The sequence below is a fragment of the Microbulbifer sp. genome (assembly GCF_036563125.1).
Lineage (GTDB): Bacteria > Pseudomonadota > Gammaproteobacteria > Pseudomonadales > Cellvibrionaceae > Microbulbifer.
Window position 1 is genome coordinate 1 of the sequence record NZ_DATCMV010000148.1, and the last position, 18,692, is coordinate 18,692.

Here is an 18,692-nt window from a genome sequence, read left to right on the forward strand (position 1 = left end):
GAGTAGCCACATTCCAGGTAATAACCGGGTCACTGGCGGTGCCGAAACACGCCGGGTTGCTGCCGGTAGAGTCGGGACAACCCGGACGCGGATTAATGCTCGGGTCGGTAATGGGATCCCCGTTTACGTCGTAGATCACACGTTCTTCGGTAGTAGCACCGATAAAGTTCTCAACATATTTCTTGAAAAACCCAAGAGACGCGTAGCTGCCTTCTGCATAGTAATACTCTACAGAAAGGTCGAAGTTGTCCGAAGTAATCGGCAGCAAGCCCGGGTTACCCTGTGATGCATTGAATGGACCACCAGGGCGGGAAACATCCAGAGAGGTAGACGGGAACATGGCTGAGATATCAGCACGGCTCAAAGTGCGGCTGTATGATGCTCTCGCCACCAGTTCTTCCGTAATCTCGATACTCGCATCCACATTTGGCAGGAAGCGAGTGTACTCGCCGTCCAGCGTATCGGCGCTGGGCGTATCGTCGTTGAGTTCACGCAGCTCTTCGTCGTGCCAGAAACTCAGGCCCAGAATGCCGTTCTGAATGGAGGTACCGGTAACTTCGGTATCTTCGAAACGGAGTCCAGTATTCAGGCGTACCGGATAACCGTTGAATTCGGTTTCAAAATCCATGGTGACAAAGGCAGCCAGGGTATCTTCGGTAACCTTGTCGAAGGTTGGCGTGGCCTGGAAATATTGACCACTGGCTTTTACTGCGTCGATAAAGTCGGAAGCTTCATAGTCAGCCAGCAGCGGGAACAAGCCACTGTTGCTACCCATCTGATCGCCGAAGTCACCCCGCTGCTCGAAATCGATACCTAAAGACGCGAGATCGCCCAGGTTCACAAACGCAAAGGACTGACTGTCATAGGCATCCACCTTGTAGTCGGTACTAGCGATACCAAACTTGATGGTTTTGAGCGCACCATCACCCTGGTTCTCCCAAATGCCGTCAAGTTGAATTTGCTGGATGCTGTTCTCGATTTCCAGGCCACGCTCCTGGAACAGATCGGAAACAATATTTTGCGGTGCGAAAGCGCCACCTGCCAGGGCGGAATCGTCAAAGCTGATTCCGGGCAAACCACTACCACTGGAGAAGTCCGCTTCAACATTCACCAGCTTGCCCGGGTTCTTGGTGTTGGCGATGGTCTCTGCCGGAATACCGCCGGGCTGCGAGTGCGACGTGGAGTCGTGGATATCCAGACCGAAGCTGAGAGAATCCGTCGCCGCCCACTCTACATTCAGGCCTACAGAGTCGTTCTCGGTAACAAACTGATTATTCCAGGCCCAGAAGTTCAGCTCGTCGCCCTGCACACTTGGATTGATGACCGTGCCATTGCTATCGGTAACGCCGGCCGTGGTATCAAACCATACACTGGTGCGGTTCATGGATACCTGCTCGTCGTAGCGGGAGGCCGTGTAATCCAGTGTTGCGGTGACGTTATCCACCGGCGCGAACTGCAGTACCAGCTGACCGTTCTGGCGCTCGCGCTGATGGTCGGAAACGTCCACATCAAACGTCCACGGGGCCCAGTAGGTACCTTCCGGGTTTTTAGAGCGGTCGATGGCAGAAGTATCGGCTACACCGTAGTTGGGAACCCAGCCCTGGGTGTTCACGGACTCACTGCGACTATCGCGATCAGCGAGAGATACTGCCACCAGCACACCGAACTTACCGTCGAAGAAGGTGCTGCTCACCATGCTGGCAATTTCGGGGGTCACACTATCGCCAGTTTCCACACTGGTATCCATAACGCCTTTCACGCTGGCACTGGCGACAAAGCCGTCGTGATCAAATGGGCGCGCGGTCTTGATATTGATGGTGGAACCGATACCACCGGAATACAAGTCGGCTTTTCCGGTTTTGTACACCTCAACGCCGGCCACACTTTCCGCAGAAATTTCCGCAAACTTGAAGCTGCGCGTGATCCCCTCGGACTGAAGGGCGGAGGAATTTGGCATCTGGCGACCATTCAGCGTCACCAGGTTGTAGTTGGGACCGAAGCCGCGCACGGTAACCTTGTTACCTTCGTTGTTGGTGCGATCAATGGATACACCGGTGATACGTTGCAGGGATTCTGCCAGGTTGGTATCGGGGAACTTGCCGATATCTTCCGCGGAAATGGCATCTACCACACCGCTAGAGTCGCGCTTGACGTCCATTGAGTTGGTCAGTGACTGGCGAATACCGGTAACGGTAACCTCTTCCAGCGTTGAATTCGTGGCGCTGGCTTCCTGAGCCTGCAGATTGACACTGGCAGCAGCGACAACGGCAGCAGACAAGGCGCTCAACTTGAAACGCCGGGTAATAGTAGGCATGGATGCTCTCTCTCCATCTGGAGGCTCGACGCTCGAACTACACGCCTCCCCTCTCTGAGAGGCGAACGAGTCTCGAGCCTTTATTCGTTATTGACCTGAACCGTCCATGCAGTCACCAAGTGCATTGGGTGCATCCAAATGACCGCGGAAGTATCCTGCTTCGCCAGCGTAAATATGTCAACAGTCAATTGTTAACAATATCACCTTAGGACTTTCCCTACTTTTCAGATGATTCAAATAGTCGCGAGCGCCACCCTGTGACCTGTCGCTCGCAGACATCCAGGATGTTTTCGTTCGGCACAATACCCCGTACGCGCCAACTTACTAACCGCCGTATGAGGAAAACGAGCAATGTTGACTGATACCGAGATCAGAAAGGTCAAGGCTAAAGAAAAGTCGTACAAACTGGCTGATGGCCATGGATTGTATGTAATGGTGCTAAATAGCGGCGGGAAATCATTTCGCATGGACTACCGCTTCGCCGGCAAGCGCAAAACCATCACCCTTGGACGATATCCGGGGGTTTCGCTTGCAGAAGCTCGACGCCTGGCAGCGGAAGCGCGCCAGCTACTGGCTCACGGTATCGACCCAACCATCGAGCGCAAGGTTCTCAAGGCCACCAGCCATCTCAACAGCCACGAGACCTTCGAGGCGGTGGCGCGCGAGTGGGCAAAGATGCACCTGGCGGACAAGTCCGTTTCTCACAAAACACGCTCGAAAGCCCTGCTGGAGAAGGATCTCATTCCATTGCTCGGCGGTATCCCGTTGCGGGATCTCAATGCCGTGCTGCTACTGGGCGCACTCCGCAAAGTCGAGGGCCGCAGCGTCGATATGGCCAATCGGGCAAGAAGCATGGCCGGTCAGGTACTGCGCTATGCCGTCGCTACCGGACGCGCCGAGCGCGATTTCACACCCGATCTGCGCGGCGCACTGAAAACCCACCGAAAATCCCACTATGCCGCCATTATCGAACCCAACGGGTTTGTTGGCATGATGCTAGCGATAGACCATTACGATGGGAGCATGACCGTACGTAATGCGTTTAAAATCGCCCCGCTGCTGATGCTGCGACCGGGTGAGCTCCGCCTGATGACCTGGGAACACGTCAACTGGGAGAAGGCGCAGCTGGAATTCCCGGTCGGCTATATGAAAGATAAGCTCCGGCCGCACATTGTTCCGCTATGCCGACAGGCCCTGGCCATACTGCAGGAACAACATCGTTACGGCGGGAATTTTGGCCCAGTTTTCCCCTCCCCTCACGGCCGCCGCAAACCCATGGGACCCACCGCTATGCAGCGGGCGTTAAAGGCGCTCGGGTATTCGGGGGATCAAACCGTCCATGGGTTTCGGGCATCGGCACGGACCATTATGGAAGAGGTTCTGGAGATCCCGCCGCACCTGCTCGAACATCAGCTGCACCATCTGGTCCGGGATAGTACCGGTCGGGCATACAACCGCACCAGTCATTTGGAAGCGCGCCGGGAAATGCTGCAGCGCTGGGCAAACTGGATCGACCAACAAAAGGGCGAAAAACGCAGCAGTTCACAGCGATCCTCTGCTCAAGCAGAGCCTGCAACCCCACCAGCGCAACATGCACACGGGCAACTCGAGATCCGCTTTGAAGAATGCTGAGCTGAATTCGTTGGATTAATTCAAACCCAGCCTTCTCCGCAGGCCATGCAAGCGGGCAGCGGAATCTGCCCGCCCCCCCCCACGCCACTATTCTTCCAGCGCTGGCTCTTCTTCCTCGACAGCAATGTAGTCCGCGGGGGCCTCCAAAAATGCCATGATATCCCGATACCGCCAAGCGGATCCGCCCGTGAAAAATTTCACGGGGCGCGGCGCCTTACCGGCAACAATCCAGCGGTGCCAGGTCGATCGGGAAACGCCGACCAGATAAAGCACTTCCGGTAGCCGCACCAAGCGCTCGGGATGCTGCAGGAAAAATGCATCCCCGCGATCCACGTTATTTTTTTCCCCTTTTTCATCTTCACCGTTATCCATATCAAACCCCTTGGGTTGTTGATCGAGCATTGAGCATACATCGCCTAAATTGCCGCCCTGACTGCGAGCGCCGGTGCTGGACCCGTCGCTCGCAACATTTTCACGCTAGCGCGTGCGATCAACCACGATGGATAGCGCCGAGATGGCGCGCAGAAAAAGATCCCGCTCATCCTGAAGCTGCGAATGCACCTGCTTCAGCTCTGCGAGTTTTCGGTCGCTTTCAAAAAATGCAGGGGAAGCCAACCGGAGCAATTCGGGATCAATGGACTCCAGCTCCTCACGACGCATTTGCTCATGACCACTGGATCTACGGAAACTGTCCCAGCGCGTCCAAATTCTGTGTTTAAGATCATGCAGCAGCCTAATGTTGTAGATTCGCTGGGGCCCCAGGTTTGGACTGCCACAATGAAAAGACTTGATCACAAAAAAGGGGATCTTTTCCAAAGGCTCTCCCTTATTCGGACCGGACTCATAGATTAACTCCTCGTCCTTGTGGGTCAGGTTGAGTCGCCCCTGGAAAGGAGCAATCCACAATTCATAGGGGCCCGCCTTTGGGTCGACCTGGCGCAGCAGATAATCCAGCTCGTCTACACCAGGAAAGTCCCCCATCTTGAGGTATAAATTGTCATCCATTGCATATTCCTTCGATGTCCATGCCAATTGAAAATCGGGCGTAGTATGAATACGCCCTGCCGATCACACGCCACCACTCGCCAAATCAGTTAGTCACTCACATTCAGATTACGTTTTGACTCATCAATCCAGTCCGCCCAGCGCTGCAGCATTTCCCGGCGCGCTTCCAGATGGCTGGTACGGTTGTAGGCCCGACCGGTGCTGTCGCGAACCATGTGGTGCAGTTGAGCCTCGAGCAGATCGGGTCGCTCACCCAACACCTCGTCCATAATGGTCCGCGCGGAAGCGCGAAACCCATGCACGGTTTGCACCGAGTTCGCATAGCCCATATTGCGCAGTGCCGCGCGCACACCGTTCTCGCTCAGAAAGGATCGCCGGCCGTGCCCGGAGGGGAACACCGGTGGAAAGCGCCCGTTGAAGCGCTGCTGCTCCCGCAAAATCGCCAGTGCCTGGCGAGACAACGGCACGATGTGCGGCGCATCTTTGCGCTTCATGTAACCGACCGGAAACTCCAGCTGCGCCTTTTCCCAATTGACATGCTCCCAGGTCATATGTCGCAGCTCGCCCGGTCGCAACATCAGTAGCGGAGCAATTTTCAGCGCATTGCGCACCGTCATGGTGCCGTTGTAATAGTCGATGGCGAGCATCAACTTCGCGAATTCCTTGGCGTCGGTGATCGCCGGGTAATGGGATTTTCGGCGGGAGCGCAAGGCACCGCGCAGGTCGGGGGTAAAATCGCGCTCCGCCCTGCCCGTCGCCACGGCGTAGCGCAGGATTTGGCCCGCCAGCGCCCTGGCGCGGTGGGCCATATCGATACTGCGGGATTCGACCTTGCGCAGGGCCCCGAGCAGCAGCACGGCATTGAGATCCCGCATCGGGATGCCGCCCAGCACCGGAATGAGATCATTCTCCAGCAGGGCTTTGGAGCGTGTTTTGTGGGAAGCGGACTTGTCCGCGAGGTGCATCTCGGCCCACTCGCGCGCCACCGCCTCGAAAGTCTCGCTGCTGTTGAGGTAGGCGGTGGCCTTGAGGACCTTGCGCTCGATGGCGGGGTCAACCCCCTGAGCGAGCTTGGAATGGGCTTCCGTGGCCAGGCTACGCGCGTCGGCCAGACTCACCCGGGGAAACAGCCCCAGGGTCAGCGTTTTGCGCTTGCCGCCATAGCGGTAATCCAGGCGCCAGCTGCGGCCACCGGAGGAGAGCACATACAGATAGAGTCCGGCACCATCGGCGAGCTTGTAGTCCCGCGCTCGCGGCTTGGCCTTTTGCACGGCGGTGGCGGTTAATTTGCCCATACTTGCGCCCCCGGTTCAAACAGGGTGACGGTATGGGAACGGAGAATGGGGTAAATACCGCTAGAAATACCGTAAAAGCACTGGGCTTCGGCGGGCTTGGATGCGACGGGATGAGAGAGATACCGCGAACTGATTGTAAGAAAATCAATCAGTTCGCGACAGAATGCCCCGAAATGGGACTGAATAATGGTCGGAGTAGCCAGATTTGAACTGACGACCCCCACACCCCCAGTGTGGTGCGCTACCAGGCTGCGCTATACTCCGACAGGTCTAAATCAAGCTGCGTGAAAATCACCTAAGTGCTTGATTTATAAGGGGACATCGCTTGGCGATGAGGCGCAAATCATACCGAAGTACCGGGGGATTGCAAGTCCGATTTTCGCCTTTTTTGAATCAGGCGTCAGCCGCCAACAATTCAAGCACACCCTCCAGCTCGGCGATCATCTGCGGGATGACCTGCTGCAGGTGTACGGTCTGCACTTTCTCGGAATTTCCGGTTTCCATCTGCAGGCGGGCGCCACCAATGGTATAGCCCTCTTCATACAGCAGTGCGCGGATCTGGCGGATCAGGATGACATCCTGATGCTGGTAGTAACGACGGTTACCGCGACGCTTCACCGGGCTGAGCTGCGGGAATTCCTGCTCCCAGTAGCGCAGTACATGCGGTTTGACGGCGCACAGCTCGCTGACCTCACCGATGGTGAAATAGCGCTTTCCAGGGATTACCGGGAGTTCACTGTTATGACTCGCTTCCAGCATCTTCTTCTACTCGTGCCTTGAGTTTTTGGCCGGGCTTGAAGGTAACCACCCTTCTCGCGGAAATAGGAATTTCTTCGCCAGTCTTGGGATTCCTTCCCGGACGCTGGCTTTTGTCGCGCAGGTCAAAATTGCCAAAACCCGAGAGTTTGACCTGCTCGTTATTTTCTAACGCGTTGCGGATTTCCTCGAAGAAAAACTCGACGATCTCTTTAGCTTCGCGCTTGTTGAAACCCAGCTCTTCGTACAACTTCTCGGCGAGCCCGGCTTTGGTCAGTGCCTCTGTCATTGGTATCTACCCAACAGATTCAGAGGCGTCGACTCCCGGTTTTTAAGCCTGGTACCGCATTGGCTTGTAACCCAGAGGCAGACGCTCTCGGGATACGCTCGTCAGTGTGCGTATCCCGGAGCGTTGACCGGTTTAGCGCAGACTGGCGTTGTATTTATTTTCCAGTTGACGGACGACCGCTTCGACAGCGGCATTGATTTCTTCGTCGTTAAGGGTGCGCGAGGGATGCTGAAAGGTCAAGCCCATGGCGACACTTTTTCTATTAAAATCAATGCCTTTGCCCTGATAGACGTCAAAAATGTTGAAGTCCGTCAAATATTCGCCGGCCGCTTCAACCGCGGTTTGGGCAAGTTCGCCCACCGGGGTTTCCGCATCCGCCAGTACCGCCAGATCGCGGCGCACTTCCGGGAACTTGGACAGCGGGGAGAAAGACGGGATCTTGGCCTCCCCCATTCCATCCAGGCTGAGCTCGAACAGGTAGGCGGACTTGGGCAGATCGTAGGCCTGCTGCAGCTGCGGATGCAGTGCACCAATGATGCCAACCGGTACGCCTTTGCGCAGGATCTGCGCGCACTGGCCCGGGTGCAGGGCGGGGTGCTTCGCCGGGGCGAAGCTGAACTCGACACCGGCGTCGTAGTGCGCCAGCAGCGCTTCCACATCGGCCTTGATGTCGAAGAAGTCCACCAGATCCTTGCCACCGGTCCAGCCTTCCGGCTGACGGGTGCCGTAGATCAGGCCGGCGATCATGCGCTCCTGCTTCAGCTCCGCAACAGACTGACCGGGCACGAAGCGCAGGCCCGTTTCAAACAGGCGCAGGCGATCCTGCTGGCGGTTGAGGTTGTATTGCAAAGTTTTGACCAGGCCCGCCATCAGCGTGGTACGCATGACGGAGAGTTCGGCGCTGATCGGGTTCTGCAGGGCCACCGGGGCCACTTCCGGATCGAAGCGCGCGGAGGTGTCGCGATCGATAAAGCTGAAGGTGATGGCTTCCTGGTAACCGCGCGCCAGCAGGGTCTGCTCCAAGCGGGACTGGGCCACGGCGGCTTCGGCGCGCGGCACGATATCCAGCGCGGCGTTGAAGCTCACACTGGGAATGCGGTTGTAACCGTATACCCGCGCCAGCTCTTCCAGCAGGTCGGCTTCGATGGAAATATCGAAGCGGAAGCTCGGCACCAGAAAGCTCCAGCCCTCTTCGCCCTCGGAGAGCTTTTCCAGGCCCAGGCGTGTGAGGATGTCGACGATCTCGCTATCCGCCAGCTCAATGCCGAGGCCGGCTTTCACGCGCGCACGGCGCAGGGTGATACGGCGCTCCGCGGGCATGGCTTCGGTCACTTCGCGCAGGTGTACCGGACCCGGCTCACCGCCGACGATATCCAGCAGCAGCCGGGTGGCGCGCTCGATGGCTTTCTCCTGCAGACGGTAATCCACACCGCGCTCGAAGCGGTGGGAGGAATCGGTGTGCAGGCCGTAGGAGCGGGCCTTACCGGCGATGGCCAGCGGGCTGAAGAACGCGCTCTCGAGGAAGATGTCCTTGGTGCTTTCGGTCACGGAGGAGTCGAGACCACCCATGATGCCAGCGATGGCCAGCGGGCCCTTCTCGTCAGCGATCAGCAGGGTGTCGGCTTTCAGTTCCACTTCTTGCTCATCCAGCAGGGTGAGCTTTTCGCCCTGCTCCGCCATACGCACCTTGATACCGCCGTTCAGCTTGGCAAGGTCGAAGGCGTGCATGGGCTGGCCCAGTTCCAGCAGGACGTAGTTGGTGACGTCTACCACCGGGTCAATGGAGCGCAGGCCACTGCGGCGCAGGCGCTCCTGCATCCACAGCGGGGTAGCGGCGGAAATGTCGATATTGCGAATGATGCGTCCCACGTAACGGGGGCAGGCATCTTCTGCCAGCAGGGAAACCGGGAAGCTGTCGTCGATGGTGGCTGCGACCGGCTCAATGGCGGGCGCGGTAACCGCACAGCGGTTGAGCACACCCACTTCGCGCGCGATGCCGGCAACGCCGAGGCAGTCGGAGCGGTTGGGGGTCAGGTCCACCTCGATGGCGCTGTCATTCAGCAGCAGGTATTCGCGCAGGTCGGCACCGGTGGGTGCATCCGCCGGCAGTTCCCAGATACCGTCGTTGTCCGTGCCCAGCTCCAGCTCGGTCTGGGAGCACAGCATGCCGAAGCTCTCGACGCCGCGCAGCTTGGCCTTCTTGATTTTGAAATCACCAGGCAGTGCCGCACCAACCAGTGCAAACGGGATCTTGATGCCGACGCGCGCGTTGGGCGCACCGCAGACCACCTGCATCTCCCCTTCCGGGTGACCTTGTACTTTACAGACGCGCAGTTTGTCTGCGTCCGGGTGCTGTTCGCAGGCGACGATCTCACCCACTACCACACCGGAAAAATCGCCAGCGACCGGCTCCACCGCGTCCACTTCCAGACCTGCCATGGTGATCTGGTCGGCCAGCTGTTGTGCTGTGAGGTCCGGGTTTACCCACTCCCGCAACCATGCGTTGCTGAATTTCATTGTGCTGTCTCTTTCTGAATTCTGTTTTGCGCTGTTAGTTATTCGCCTGTGCGCAGGCAGTTGCTACAGGCCTGCTTCGTTAGAACTGCTTCAGGAATCGCAGGTCGTTGTCGAAGAACAGGCGCAGGTCGTTAACGCCATAGCGCAGCATTGCCATGCGCTCTACGCCGAGACCAAAGGCAAAACCGGAGTATTTTTCGCTGTCGATGTCGCAGGACGCCAACACGTTCGGGTGCACCATGCCGCAGCCGAGAATTTCCAGCCAGCCGGTACCGGAGCACACGCGACAGCCTTCGCCGCCACAGTTGGTGCACTGGATGTCGGCCTCCGCGGAGGGCTCGGTGAACGGGAAATAGGACGGGCGGAAACGCACCGGTACGTCGGCCTCAAAGAAGGCTTTCAGGAACTGGTCAATACAGCCTTTCAGGTGCGCGAAGCTCACGCCCTCATCAATCACCAGGCCTTCCACCTGGTGGAACATCGGCGAGTGGGTCACGTCGGAGTCGCAACGGTACACGCGGCCCGGGCAGATGATGCGCAGGGGCGGATTGGTCTTCTCCATGGTGCGGATCTGCACGGAAGAGGTGTGCGTGCGCAGGACCGTGGAGGGATCGATATAGAAAGTATCGTGCATGGCGCGCGCCGGGTGGTGCGCGGGAATATTCAGGGCTTCGAAGTTGTAGTAGTCCCCTTCCACTTCCGGGCCCTGCTCCACGGAAAAGCCGAGGCGCTGGAAAATTTCTTCGATGCGGCGCAGGGTGCGGGTGATCGGGTGCATGCTGCCCTGATGCTCACCGCGACCGGGCAAGGTGACGTCGATGGTTTCCTTGGCCAGCTTCTCTTCGATGGCCGCTTTTTCCATCGCCTCGCGACGCACATTGATGGCGTCCTGTACCTGCTGCTTGGCTTCGTTAATTTTGGCACCCGCCGCCGGGCGCTCCTCGGCAGACAGTTTGCCGAGGCCTTTCAACTGCTCGGTGATCTGGCCTTTTTTACCCAGGTAATCTACCCGCACCTGATCCAGGGCCGCCAGGTCTCCGGCCTCGGCTACCAGTGCCAGCGCCTGCTCGGTGAGGGACTGCAACTCTTGCATTGAAATCTTCTCGTTGTGATCAATGAGTGACAAGTACTGTTTTCCGCACCCGATGTTACTCGCCGGATGCGTTTGGAATTCTTTCAGTTTTTTTAATGGGCAACTTTCGCCAAAAAGCAGCCATAAAAAAATAGGGAAGAGCTGGACAGCCCTTCCCTATTTTTAAAGCATAAATCCGCCCTCGCGGGCCGATTCATTCTGTAGGCGCTAATTAAGCTGCCAGGGCTGCCTTGGCTTTTTCAACTACGGCAGCAAAAGCGGCTTTATCGTATACCGCCAGATCAGCCAGAACACGGCGATCCAGAGCGATATCCGCCTTTTTCAGGCCAGCAATCAGTCGGCTGTAGCTCATGCCTTCAGCGCGGGACTGGGCGTTGATACGCGTGATCCACAGAGCGCGGAAGTTACGCTTCTTAACGCGACGGTCGCGGTAAGCGTACTGACCAGCTTTGATGACTGCCTGCTTGGCTACGCGGAATACACGCGAACGTGCACCGTAGTAACCTTTAGCCTGCTTCAGAATTTTCTTGTGACTACGACGCGCCACTACACCACGTTTTACACGGGCCATACTTCTATCCTCTTAAACCTTTGCGAATGGTGCCAGTTATCTGGCGCGCAGCATGCGATCGACCAGGGTGGCATCAGACTTGTTCATAGTCGAGGTGCCGCGCAGCTGACGCTTACGCTTGGTGGTCATCTTGGTGAGGATGTGGCTCTTGTTAGCGTGCTTGTGCTTGTAGCCCGCAGCAGTCTTTTTGAAGCGCTTGGCAGCGCCACTGTGTACTTTTGCTTTCGGCATTTTGTACTCCAAATTGAATATTGACCCACGAATGGGTTTTGTTAACTGGCCACAGGCCGAGGCCTGCGACTAAACGGGAGTGAGAAGGCAGCCGTCGCCCGATCACTTCCCGAAAAGTAGACCCAAGGTTACCCTTGAGGCTTACTTTTTCTTTTTACCGGGAGCGATGACCATGATCATCTGGCGACCTTCCATTTTCGGCCGCTGCTCCACGATACCCAGCTCCTCGAGATCTTTCTCGATGCGCTGCATCATTTCCATCCCCAGCTCCTGGTGGGCCATTTCACGGCCGCGGAAACGCAGGGATACTTTCGCCTTGTCGCCGTCTTCGAGGAAACGGGTCAGGGCGCGCAGCTTGATCTTGTAGTCCCCGATATCGGTACCGGGGCGGAATTTCATTTCCTTGATCTGCTGCTGCTTTTGTTTCTTCTTGGCAGCATTCTTGGCTTTCTTGGCCTCGAATACATGCTTCCCGTAGTCCATGACTTTACAGACTATGGGATCTGAGTCCGGAGCAATTTCAACGAGATCCAGGCTGGCCTTCTGCGCTACTTCCAGCGCCTCTTCCAGAGAAACAACACCTACCTGTTCACCATCCGCACCGATCAGACGTACCTGTGATGCTTCGATCTGATCATTGATACGGGCCTTTTTGGACCGTCCTTTCATTTCTCGGTTAATAACTCTCGTCTCCGGTTACCCAACAAAAAAGTCTTAAGGGGCGCTTGTTATTGCGCGCCCGCAATAGACGAACGGCCGCGGCGAGCGACATCCTCACGAAGGAGCTCAAGGAACGACTCATAAGCCATGGTTCCGAGGTCTTCCCCGCTGCGGGTACGCACGGCGACCGTCTGGTTTTCCACTTCCTTATCGCCGATCACCAGCAGATAAGGTACACGCTGGAGCGTGTGCTCGCGGATTTTAAAGCCGATCTTCTCGTTTCTCAAGTCAGCGACGGCGCGGAAACCTTCCTCACCCAATTTTGACTCGAGTCCACGGCAGTATTCGGACTGGCGATCGGTGATATTCAGCACCGCCACCTGCTGGGGAGCCAGCCAGGTCGGGAAGGCGCCCTCATAGTTTTCGATCAGAATGCCGATAAAACGCTCAAATGACCCAAGAGTCGCGCGGTGCAGCATAACCGGCGCCTGGCGCGACCCATCTTCCGCCACATACTGGGCGCCGAGGCGACCAGGCATGGAGAAGTCCACCTGGATGGTACCGCACTGCCACACACGACCGAGGCAATCCTTCAGGGAGAACTCGATCTTGGGCCCGTAGAAGGCACCCTCACCCGGCAGCTCTTCCCACGGCAGGCCAGCGGCATCCAGCGCGTCCGCCAGTGCTTTCTCCGCCTTGTCCCAGCTTTCTTCGGAACCTACACGCTGTTCAGGACGGGTAGATAAACGATAGATCACTTCGTCGAAGCCGAAGTCCTTGTACACCGCGTGCAGCAGGTCCATGAACTCGGATACTTCGGACTGGATCTGGTCTTCGGTACAGAAGATGTGACCATCGTCCTGCACGAAACCGCGCACACGCATCAGGCCGTGCAGGGAGCCAGAGGGCTCACTGCGGTGACAGGAACCAAATTCTGCCAGACGCAGCGGCAGGTCGCGGTAGCTGCGCAGCCCCTGATTGAACACCTGCACATGGCAGGGACAGTTCATGGGCTTGATCGCAAACTGGCGCTCTTCGCTGGTCAGGGTAAACATGCCGTCGGCGAACTTTTCCGCATGGCCAGACTTCTGCCACAGGGAGATGTCCACCAACTGCGGGGTCTTGATCTCTTTATAGCCGCGCTCGCGCTGGCGGTTGCGCATGTACTGCTCCACCGTGCTGTACACGGTCCAACCGTTCGGGTGCCAGAACACCATACCCGGCGCCTCTTCCTGAATATGGAACAGGTCGAACTTCTTGGCCAGCTTGCGGTGGTCGCGCTTTTCCGCTTCCGCAATGCGGTGCAGGTAGGCGTTCAGGTCTTTCTTGTTCGCCCACGCGGTACCGTATACACGGGTCAGCATTTCGTTTTTTGCATCACCGCGCCAGTAGGCACCGGCCACCTTGGTGAGCTTGAACGCCTTCAGCTTGCCGGTAGACGGCACGTGCGGACCGCGACACAGGTCTTCGAAGTCGCCCTGGCGATACAGGGAGATATCCTCGTTGGTGGGGATACTGGCGATGATCTCCGCCTTGTACTCCTCACCCATCTCGCGGAAATAGGTTACCGCCTCATCGCGCGGCAACAGGCGGCGACTGACCGGAATATCTTCCTTGGCCAGTTCTTCCATGCGCGCTTCGATCTTCTCGAGATCTTCCGGGGTAAATTGACGCTCGTAGGCAAAATCGTAATAGAAACCGTCTTCAATAACCGGGCCAATAGTGACCTGGGCACCGGGATAGAGCTGCTTGACCGCCTGGGCCAGCAAGTGCGCGGTGGAGTGACGGATTACTTCCAGCCCTTCGGGCTGGCGATCGGTCACGATGGCGAGATTCGCGTCGTGATCGATAACAAAACTGGTATCCACTTCCTTGCCGTCGACAACACCGGCGAGTGCGGCTTTAGCCAGGCCGGGGCCAATATCATTGGCAACGTCGAATACGGAAACAGGAGCGGAAAATTCGCGACGGGAACCGTCTGGGAGGGTGACAACAGGCATTGCACTTCCTTATTTCTATCAGTGGCGATCCCTACGAAAGACCGCGTGATTCACACTGGTGGTGGCGGGCATGGCGCCCGGAGCGAGCCAGATCAAACTTAAAGAAAAAACTCGCGGGAAAATGGTAGACCCAAGCAGACTCGAACTGCTGACCTTTGCCATGTCAAGGCAACGCTCTAACCAACTGAGCTATGGGTCTGGAGAGTAGCAGACCAGGGGAGCACCCTGCTGCAGAGGACGCGAACTTTAGCACCGGTTTTTAGGCAAATCAACAACTTAGGACTGACTTTTTCATATTGCCACTGGCAACGCGCACCGAGGTGAAGTTCGGGCACTGGCACGGTGCTTGCTACTTGAAAACAGAGCAACAATAAATGGATACACGGATGACAGAGATCCATGCCCCCTCCCCCGGGCACTACGATGAGACGCTTACCGGCGAACACCCAAGAGAGCACTACCAGGCCTACGTAGACTGGTTGCGAGCTACCCCAACCCTCACCCTGGAACAGAAGCGCAACGAAGCCGACACCCTGTTTCGCCGCTTCGGCATCACATTCAATGTGTACGGCGAGGAAGAAGGCACCGAACGCCTGATCCCCTTCGACCTTATCCCCCGCATCATCCCCGCCGCGGAATGGCAATATCTGGAACTCGGACTGCGCCAACGGGTTGCCGCCCTAAACCGCTTCCTGCATGACATCTACCACGACCAGGACATCCTGAATGCCGGCATCATCCCGGCAGAACAGGTGCTCACCAACCAGCAATTCCAGGTGGCGATGCTGGGTGTGGACCTGCCCGGGGAGACCTATGCCCACATCACCGGTGTCGATTTGATTCGCGCCAGCGATGGCGAGTATTACGTACTCGAGGACAACCTGCGCACCCCTTCCGGCGTGTCGTACATGCTCGAAAACCGCAAAATGATGATGCGCCTGTTCCCGGAGCTCTTCCTGGCCCAGAGCGTGGCCCCGGTTGAGCACTACCCCAACCTGCTCCTCAACACCCTGCAGTGCGCGAGCGAGGCGGACAGCCCCTGTGTTGTGGTGCTGACGCCGGGGCGCTACAACAGCGCGTTTTTCGAGCACGCCTTCCTTGCGCAGCAGATGGGTGTGCCCCTGGTGGAAGGAGCCGACCTGTTCGTTCGCAATGGCTGCGTATTCATGCGCACCACGGCTGGCCCGCGCCGGGTACATGTCATCTACCGGCGAATCGATGACGCCTTCCTCGACCCCCTGGCATTCAATCCCGACTCCATGCTCGGCGTACCCGGACTGCTCTCCGCCTACCGCGACGGCAACGTGGTGATCACCAATGCGCTCGGCACCGGAGTGGCGGACGACAAATCCATTTATCCGTATGTACCGGACATGATCCGCTTTTATCTCGACGAAACACCAATCCTGAACAACGTTCCGACCTGGCAGTGCCGCAAGCATGAGGATCTCGATTACGTACTGGAAAACCTCGATCAGCTGGTGGTCAAGGAAGTCCACGGCGCCGGCGGCTACGGGATGCTGATCGGCCCCAAGGCCAGCGGCGAAGAAATCGAGCGGTTCCGACAACTGCTGCGTAACAATCCCGCCAACTACATCGCACAGCCCACCCTGTGCCTCTCCACCTGCCCCACCATGGTGGAAGAAGGCATTGCGCCCCGGCATATCGACCTGCGCCCGTTCGTACTGACCGGGCGCGAAGTCAGGATCGTGCCCGGCGGACTCACCCGCGTGGCCCTGCGCAAGGGCTCACTGGTGGTGAACTCCTCCCAGGGCGGTGGCACCAAGGACACCTGGGTTCTGGAGGGAAGCGCATGCTGAGTCGTACCGCGAGCAATATTTACTGGATGGCGCGCAGCCTGGAGCGGGCAGAGAACATCACCCGCCTGCTGGACGTCACCCATAACATGGCACTGATGCCAAACTCAAAAGGTGGGCAGCAGGAATTACTGGCGCCGCTGACGATCACCGGCCGCCTGGACCAGTTTCGCGAGCACCACCAGCAGGTGAACGCCGACGCCCTGCTGGATTTCTTCCTGTTTGATGAGCAGAACGACGGTTCTATCTTCAGCTGTATCCAGCAGGCGCGCGCCAATGCCCACAGCGTACGCGACCGCCTGTCTTCCGAGGCGTGGGAAAGCATTAACGCAACCTGGCTCGAACTGCGCCATCGGCGCCAGCGAGGTATCCACCACGAAGGCGTGAAGGGCCTGCTCGACTGGATCAAGCAGCGCTCTCACGAATTTCGCGGCGCTGCCTACGGCACCATGCTGCACAACCTGGCATTCCACTTTATGCGCCTGGGCACCTTCATCGAACGTGCAGACAACACGGCGCGTATCCTGAGCGCCAAACTCGAAGCCATGGCCAACCAGCACGACAGCAACCAGGCCATTGATTTTTACCAGTGGAACTCCCTGCTCCAGAGCCTTGGCGCCTACGAGGCCTATCACTACAGCTACACCGGCGGTCTTTCGGTGCGCAATGTCACCGAGCTGCTGATCCTCTCTGCCGAACTGCCGCGCTCACTGCGCTATTGCGTAGGCTCCATCATGCAACAGCTGGTGGTCATCAACAGCGACCAGGGGCTCGCCGCCAAGCGCCTGTGCGCAGAACTACAGGCGCGCCTGGAATACGGGGAAGTGGATTTCATTCTCGAATTCGGCCTGCACAAATACCTCAAGGATCTGCTGCGGCGCATCCACACCATCGGCGATGAAATTCACCTCAGTTACTGGGAGGGCGCATGAAACTCAGCATCGATCACGTAACGGATTTTTCCTATGACACCGAGGTGGCCCACAGCATCCAGTACCTGCGACTGACACCCCGCCAATTGCCGGGCCAAAAGGTTCTGCAATGGCAACTGGATACCCCCGGATCGGTGCAGGCAACCACCGATGCCTACGGCAACAAGCTCCACGTCTGTACCGTCGACCAGCCGCACCGCGGCATCACCATCCGCGCGCGCGGCACCGCGGAAATCAGCGAAACCGAAGTGCCAGAAACCGAAAACCGGGTGCCACCACAGGTTTTCCTGCGAACGTCTGAACTGACGGAAATGAGCGAATCCATGCGCGAATTCACCCGGGGGTTCAGCACAGCTCAAGGCCAAGCGGAACGCCATCAGTTGATTGAACTGATGACCGCGCTGCTGGAACGCATCCCCTATCGCCCCGGAATCACCCACGTACAGAGCAGCGCCGCCGATGCCTTCGCCCAGGGTTTCGGCGTATGCCAGGACCACAGCCACATCTTTATTGCCTGCTGCCGCTGGTTGGGAATTCCGGCGCGTTACGTCAGCGGTTACCTGCACGCGGGAGACGACCAGCATATTGCCAGCCACGCCTGGGCCGAAGCCTGGGTAAATGACGCCTGGTACAGTTTTGATATCAGCAATGGCCTCGCCACGAATAATCGCCACCTCAAACTGGCGCACGGCATCGACTACCTGGATGCCTCACCGGTTAGAGGGGTTCGCTGGGGTGGTGGCAACGAGTCCATGCGCGCCTATGCGCTGGTGGATCAGATCGACCGGCGCCAGTCGGAAGAGCAAGCCCAGCAGTAACAGACCGCGTCATGACAAGTTCCAAACGCCGTGCTATGTTGCATCCGCACATTATGTGAACAGGAATTCCATGACGTACTGCATTGCCATGCGGCTGAAAGATGGGCTGATTTTTGCCGCAGATACACGCACCAATGCCGGTGTGGACCAGATTGCCAGCTTCCGCAAAATGCATCTGTTTCAGCAGCCAGGAAAATGCAGTTTCGCACTGCTGACCTCCGGCAACCTGGCCACCTCACAAAGCCTTGTCAGTCGCCTGAAAATTCAGACCGCCGATGACAAACAGGCCAGCCTTTTCACCGCGGGCAGCATGTTCGAGGCAGCGGAAATTATCGGCGAGCAGGTTAAATCTATTATTGCCGCAAACGCCAGGGATCAGCAGCACGCCGGTGTGGATTTTGGCTGCCACGTTCTGTTCGGCGGCCAGATCCAAGGAGAGGCACCGAGCCTGTTCCATATTTATCCGGAAGGCAATTTCATTGAGAGCACCGAAGACACGCCCTATCTGCAGATCGGCGAAAGTAAATACGGAAAGCCGATTCTGGATCGCATCATCCACCATGACACCGGCCTCGAACAGGCCCTGAAGTGCGCGCTGATTTCTTTTGATTCCACCATGCACTCCAACCTCTCGGTGGGCATGCCGCTGGATACCGCGATTTATCGCAACAACACACTGGAACTGTCCATTGAGCGGATCGCGGAAGGCGACGACTACTTCAACCGCCTGCGTCGGGCGTGGAGCAGTGGCATCAAGCAGTT

General features: G+C 57.6%; 17 protein-coding genes and 2 tRNA genes. 5 read left to right on the forward strand and 14 right to left on the reverse strand.

Annotated elements, in window-relative coordinates:
• On the reverse strand, positions 1-2,314 hold a 2,314-nt coding region (locus tag VIL80_RS12520), incomplete at its 3' end, for a TonB-dependent receptor (RefSeq protein WP_332036441.1).
• 351 nt (positions 2,315-2,665) lie between these two features.
• Here VIL80_RS12520 and VIL80_RS12525 point away from each other — a divergent pair.
• Positions 2,666-3,946 (forward strand): tyrosine-type recombinase/integrase, encoded by a 1,281-nt coding sequence (locus tag VIL80_RS12525; RefSeq protein ID WP_332036442.1) that lies wholly within the window; start codon positions 2,666-2,668, stop codon positions 3,944-3,946.
• Between the two features lie 87 nt (positions 3,947-4,033).
• Here the strand turns inward: VIL80_RS12525 and VIL80_RS12530 are convergent, their stop codons facing one another.
• The 13 genes from VIL80_RS12530 to VIL80_RS12590 form a co-directional block, all read right to left on the reverse strand.
• Positions 4,034-4,348: a helix-turn-helix transcriptional regulator gene (locus tag VIL80_RS12530; protein WP_332036443.1), complete on the reverse strand. Its 315-nt coding sequence runs from the start codon at positions 4,346-4,348 to the stop codon at positions 4,034-4,036.
• 75 nt (positions 4,349-4,423) lie between these two features.
• Complete coding sequence (locus VIL80_RS12535; RefSeq protein ID WP_318954433.1) at positions 4,424-4,951, reverse strand: hypothetical protein; 528 nt, start codon at positions 4,949-4,951, stop codon at positions 4,424-4,426.
• Positions 4,952-5,040: 89 nt separating this feature from the next.
• Positions 5,041-6,246 carry a tyrosine-type recombinase/integrase gene (locus VIL80_RS12540; protein WP_332036444.1) on the reverse strand — a complete coding sequence of 402 codons (1,206 nt, stop codon included), beginning with the start codon at positions 6,244-6,246 and terminating at the stop codon, positions 5,041-5,043.
• A 187-nt stretch (positions 6,247-6,433) separates the two neighbouring features.
• Positions 6,434-6,510, reverse strand: a tRNA-Pro gene (locus VIL80_RS12545).
• Positions 6,511-6,639: 129 nt separating this feature from the next.
• The gene (locus VIL80_RS12550) at positions 6,640-7,005 is read right to left on the reverse strand and encodes a MerR family transcriptional regulator (RefSeq protein WP_318954435.1); all 366 of its coding nucleotides are present in this window, start codon (positions 7,003-7,005) and stop codon (positions 6,640-6,642) included.
• On the reverse strand, positions 6,986-7,291 hold the full coding sequence (gene ihfA / locus VIL80_RS12555) for an integration host factor subunit alpha (protein ID WP_010131375.1): 306 nt from the start codon (positions 7,289-7,291) through the stop codon (positions 6,986-6,988). Before ihfA ends, VIL80_RS12550 begins: the two co-directional genes overlap by 20 nt.
• A gap of 132 nt (positions 7,292-7,423) precedes the next feature.
• Positions 7,424-9,808, reverse strand: a complete 2,385-nt coding sequence (gene pheT, locus VIL80_RS12560) for a phenylalanine--tRNA ligase subunit beta (protein ID WP_332036445.1) — start codon at positions 9,806-9,808, stop codon at positions 7,424-7,426.
• Positions 9,809-9,887: 79 nt separating this feature from the next.
• The gene (pheS, locus tag VIL80_RS12565; protein ID WP_332036446.1) at positions 9,888-10,901 is read right to left on the reverse strand and encodes a phenylalanine--tRNA ligase subunit alpha; all 1,014 of its coding nucleotides are present in this window, start codon (positions 10,899-10,901) and stop codon (positions 9,888-9,890) included.
• 211 nt (positions 10,902-11,112) lie between these two features.
• Positions 11,113-11,472 (reverse strand): 50S ribosomal protein L20, encoded by a 360-nt coding sequence (gene rplT / locus VIL80_RS12570; protein ID WP_280320616.1) that lies wholly within the window; start codon positions 11,470-11,472, stop codon positions 11,113-11,115.
• Between the two features lie 36 nt (positions 11,473-11,508).
• Positions 11,509-11,703, reverse strand: a complete 195-nt coding sequence (gene rpmI, locus VIL80_RS12575; protein ID WP_318954438.1) for a 50S ribosomal protein L35 — start codon at positions 11,701-11,703, stop codon at positions 11,509-11,511.
• Positions 11,704-11,844: 141 nt separating this feature from the next.
• Positions 11,845-12,372, reverse strand: a complete 528-nt coding sequence (infC, locus tag VIL80_RS12580; protein ID WP_332036447.1) for a translation initiation factor IF-3 — start codon at positions 12,370-12,372, stop codon at positions 11,845-11,847.
• Positions 12,373-12,431: 59 nt separating this feature from the next.
• Positions 12,432-14,363 carry a threonine--tRNA ligase gene (gene thrS / locus VIL80_RS12585; RefSeq protein WP_332036448.1) on the reverse strand — a complete coding sequence of 644 codons (1,932 nt, stop codon included), beginning with the start codon at positions 14,361-14,363 and terminating at the stop codon, positions 12,432-12,434.
• 122 nt (positions 14,364-14,485) lie between these two features.
• Positions 14,486-14,562 (reverse strand) — tRNA-Val (locus VIL80_RS12590).
• Between the two features lie 187 nt (positions 14,563-14,749).
• Here VIL80_RS12590 and VIL80_RS12595 point away from each other — a divergent pair.
• From VIL80_RS12595 to VIL80_RS12610, 4 genes are all read left to right on the forward strand, one after another.
• Positions 14,750-16,183 carry a circularly permuted type 2 ATP-grasp protein gene (locus tag VIL80_RS12595; protein ID WP_332036449.1) on the forward strand — a complete coding sequence of 478 codons (1,434 nt, stop codon included), beginning with the start codon at positions 14,750-14,752 and terminating at the stop codon, positions 16,181-16,183.
• A complete protein-coding gene (locus VIL80_RS12600) occupies positions 16,177-17,112 on the forward strand; it encodes an alpha-E domain-containing protein (protein WP_332036450.1) in 936 nt (311 codons plus the stop codon). The genes VIL80_RS12595 and VIL80_RS12600 overlap by 7 nt, the downstream gene beginning before the upstream one ends.
• Positions 17,109-17,930, forward strand: coding sequence for a transglutaminase family protein (locus VIL80_RS12605; RefSeq protein ID WP_332036451.1), 822 nt, complete (start codon positions 17,109-17,111; stop codon positions 17,928-17,930). The genes VIL80_RS12600 and VIL80_RS12605 overlap by 4 nt, the downstream gene beginning before the upstream one ends.
• A gap of 70 nt (positions 17,931-18,000) precedes the next feature.
• A partial coding sequence (locus VIL80_RS12610; protein WP_332036452.1) for a peptidase occupies positions 18,001-18,692 on the forward strand: 692 nt, incomplete at its 3' end.

What these genes read in the sequence shown, in the direction of transcription:
- pheS (WP_332036446.1), bottom strand. Translation starts at nt 10,901, where the DNA reads ATGCAAGAGTTGCAGTCCCTCACCGAGCAGGCGCTGGCACTGGTAGCC.
- VIL80_RS12605 (WP_332036451.1), top strand. Translation starts at nt 17,109, where the DNA reads ATGAAACTCAGCATCGATCACGTAACGGATTTTTCCTATGACACCGAG.
- rplT (WP_280320616.1), bottom strand. Translation starts at nt 11,472, where the DNA reads ATGGCCCGTGTAAAACGTGGTGTAGTGGCGCGTCGTAGTCACAAGAAA.
- ihfA (WP_010131375.1), bottom strand. Translation starts at nt 7,291, where the DNA reads ATGACAGAGGCACTGACCAAAGCCGGGCTCGCCGAGAAGTTGTACGAA.
- rpmI (WP_318954438.1), bottom strand. Translation starts at nt 11,703, where the DNA reads ATGCCGAAAGCAAAAGTACACAGTGGCGCTGCCAAGCGCTTCAAAAAG.
- VIL80_RS12595 (WP_332036449.1), top strand. Translation starts at nt 14,750, where the DNA reads ATGACAGAGATCCATGCCCCCTCCCCCGGGCACTACGATGAGACGCTT.
- infC (WP_332036447.1), bottom strand. Translation starts at nt 12,372, where the DNA reads ATGAAAGGACGGTCCAAAAAGGCCCGTATCAATGATCAGATCGAAGCA.
- VIL80_RS12540 (WP_332036444.1), bottom strand. Translation starts at nt 6,246, where the DNA reads ATGGGCAAATTAACCGCCACCGCCGTGCAAAAGGCCAAGCCGCGAGCG.
- pheT (WP_332036445.1), bottom strand. Translation starts at nt 9,808, where the DNA reads ATGAAATTCAGCAACGCATGGTTGCGGGAGTGGGTAAACCCGGACCTC.
- VIL80_RS12550 (WP_318954435.1), bottom strand. Translation starts at nt 7,005, where the DNA reads ATGCTGGAAGCGAGTCATAACAGTGAACTCCCGGTAATCCCTGGAAAG.
- VIL80_RS12535 (WP_318954433.1), bottom strand. Translation starts at nt 4,951, where the DNA reads ATGGATGACAATTTATACCTCAAGATGGGGGACTTTCCTGGTGTAGAC.
- VIL80_RS12530 (WP_332036443.1), bottom strand. Translation starts at nt 4,348, where the DNA reads ATGCTCGATCAACAACCCAAGGGGTTTGATATGGATAACGGTGAAGAT.
- VIL80_RS12600 (WP_332036450.1), top strand. Translation starts at nt 16,177, where the DNA reads ATGCTGAGTCGTACCGCGAGCAATATTTACTGGATGGCGCGCAGCCTG.
- VIL80_RS12525 (WP_332036442.1), top strand. Translation starts at nt 2,666, where the DNA reads ATGTTGACTGATACCGAGATCAGAAAGGTCAAGGCTAAAGAAAAGTCG.
- thrS (WP_332036448.1), bottom strand. Translation starts at nt 14,363, where the DNA reads ATGCCTGTTGTCACCCTCCCAGACGGTTCCCGTCGCGAATTTTCCGCT.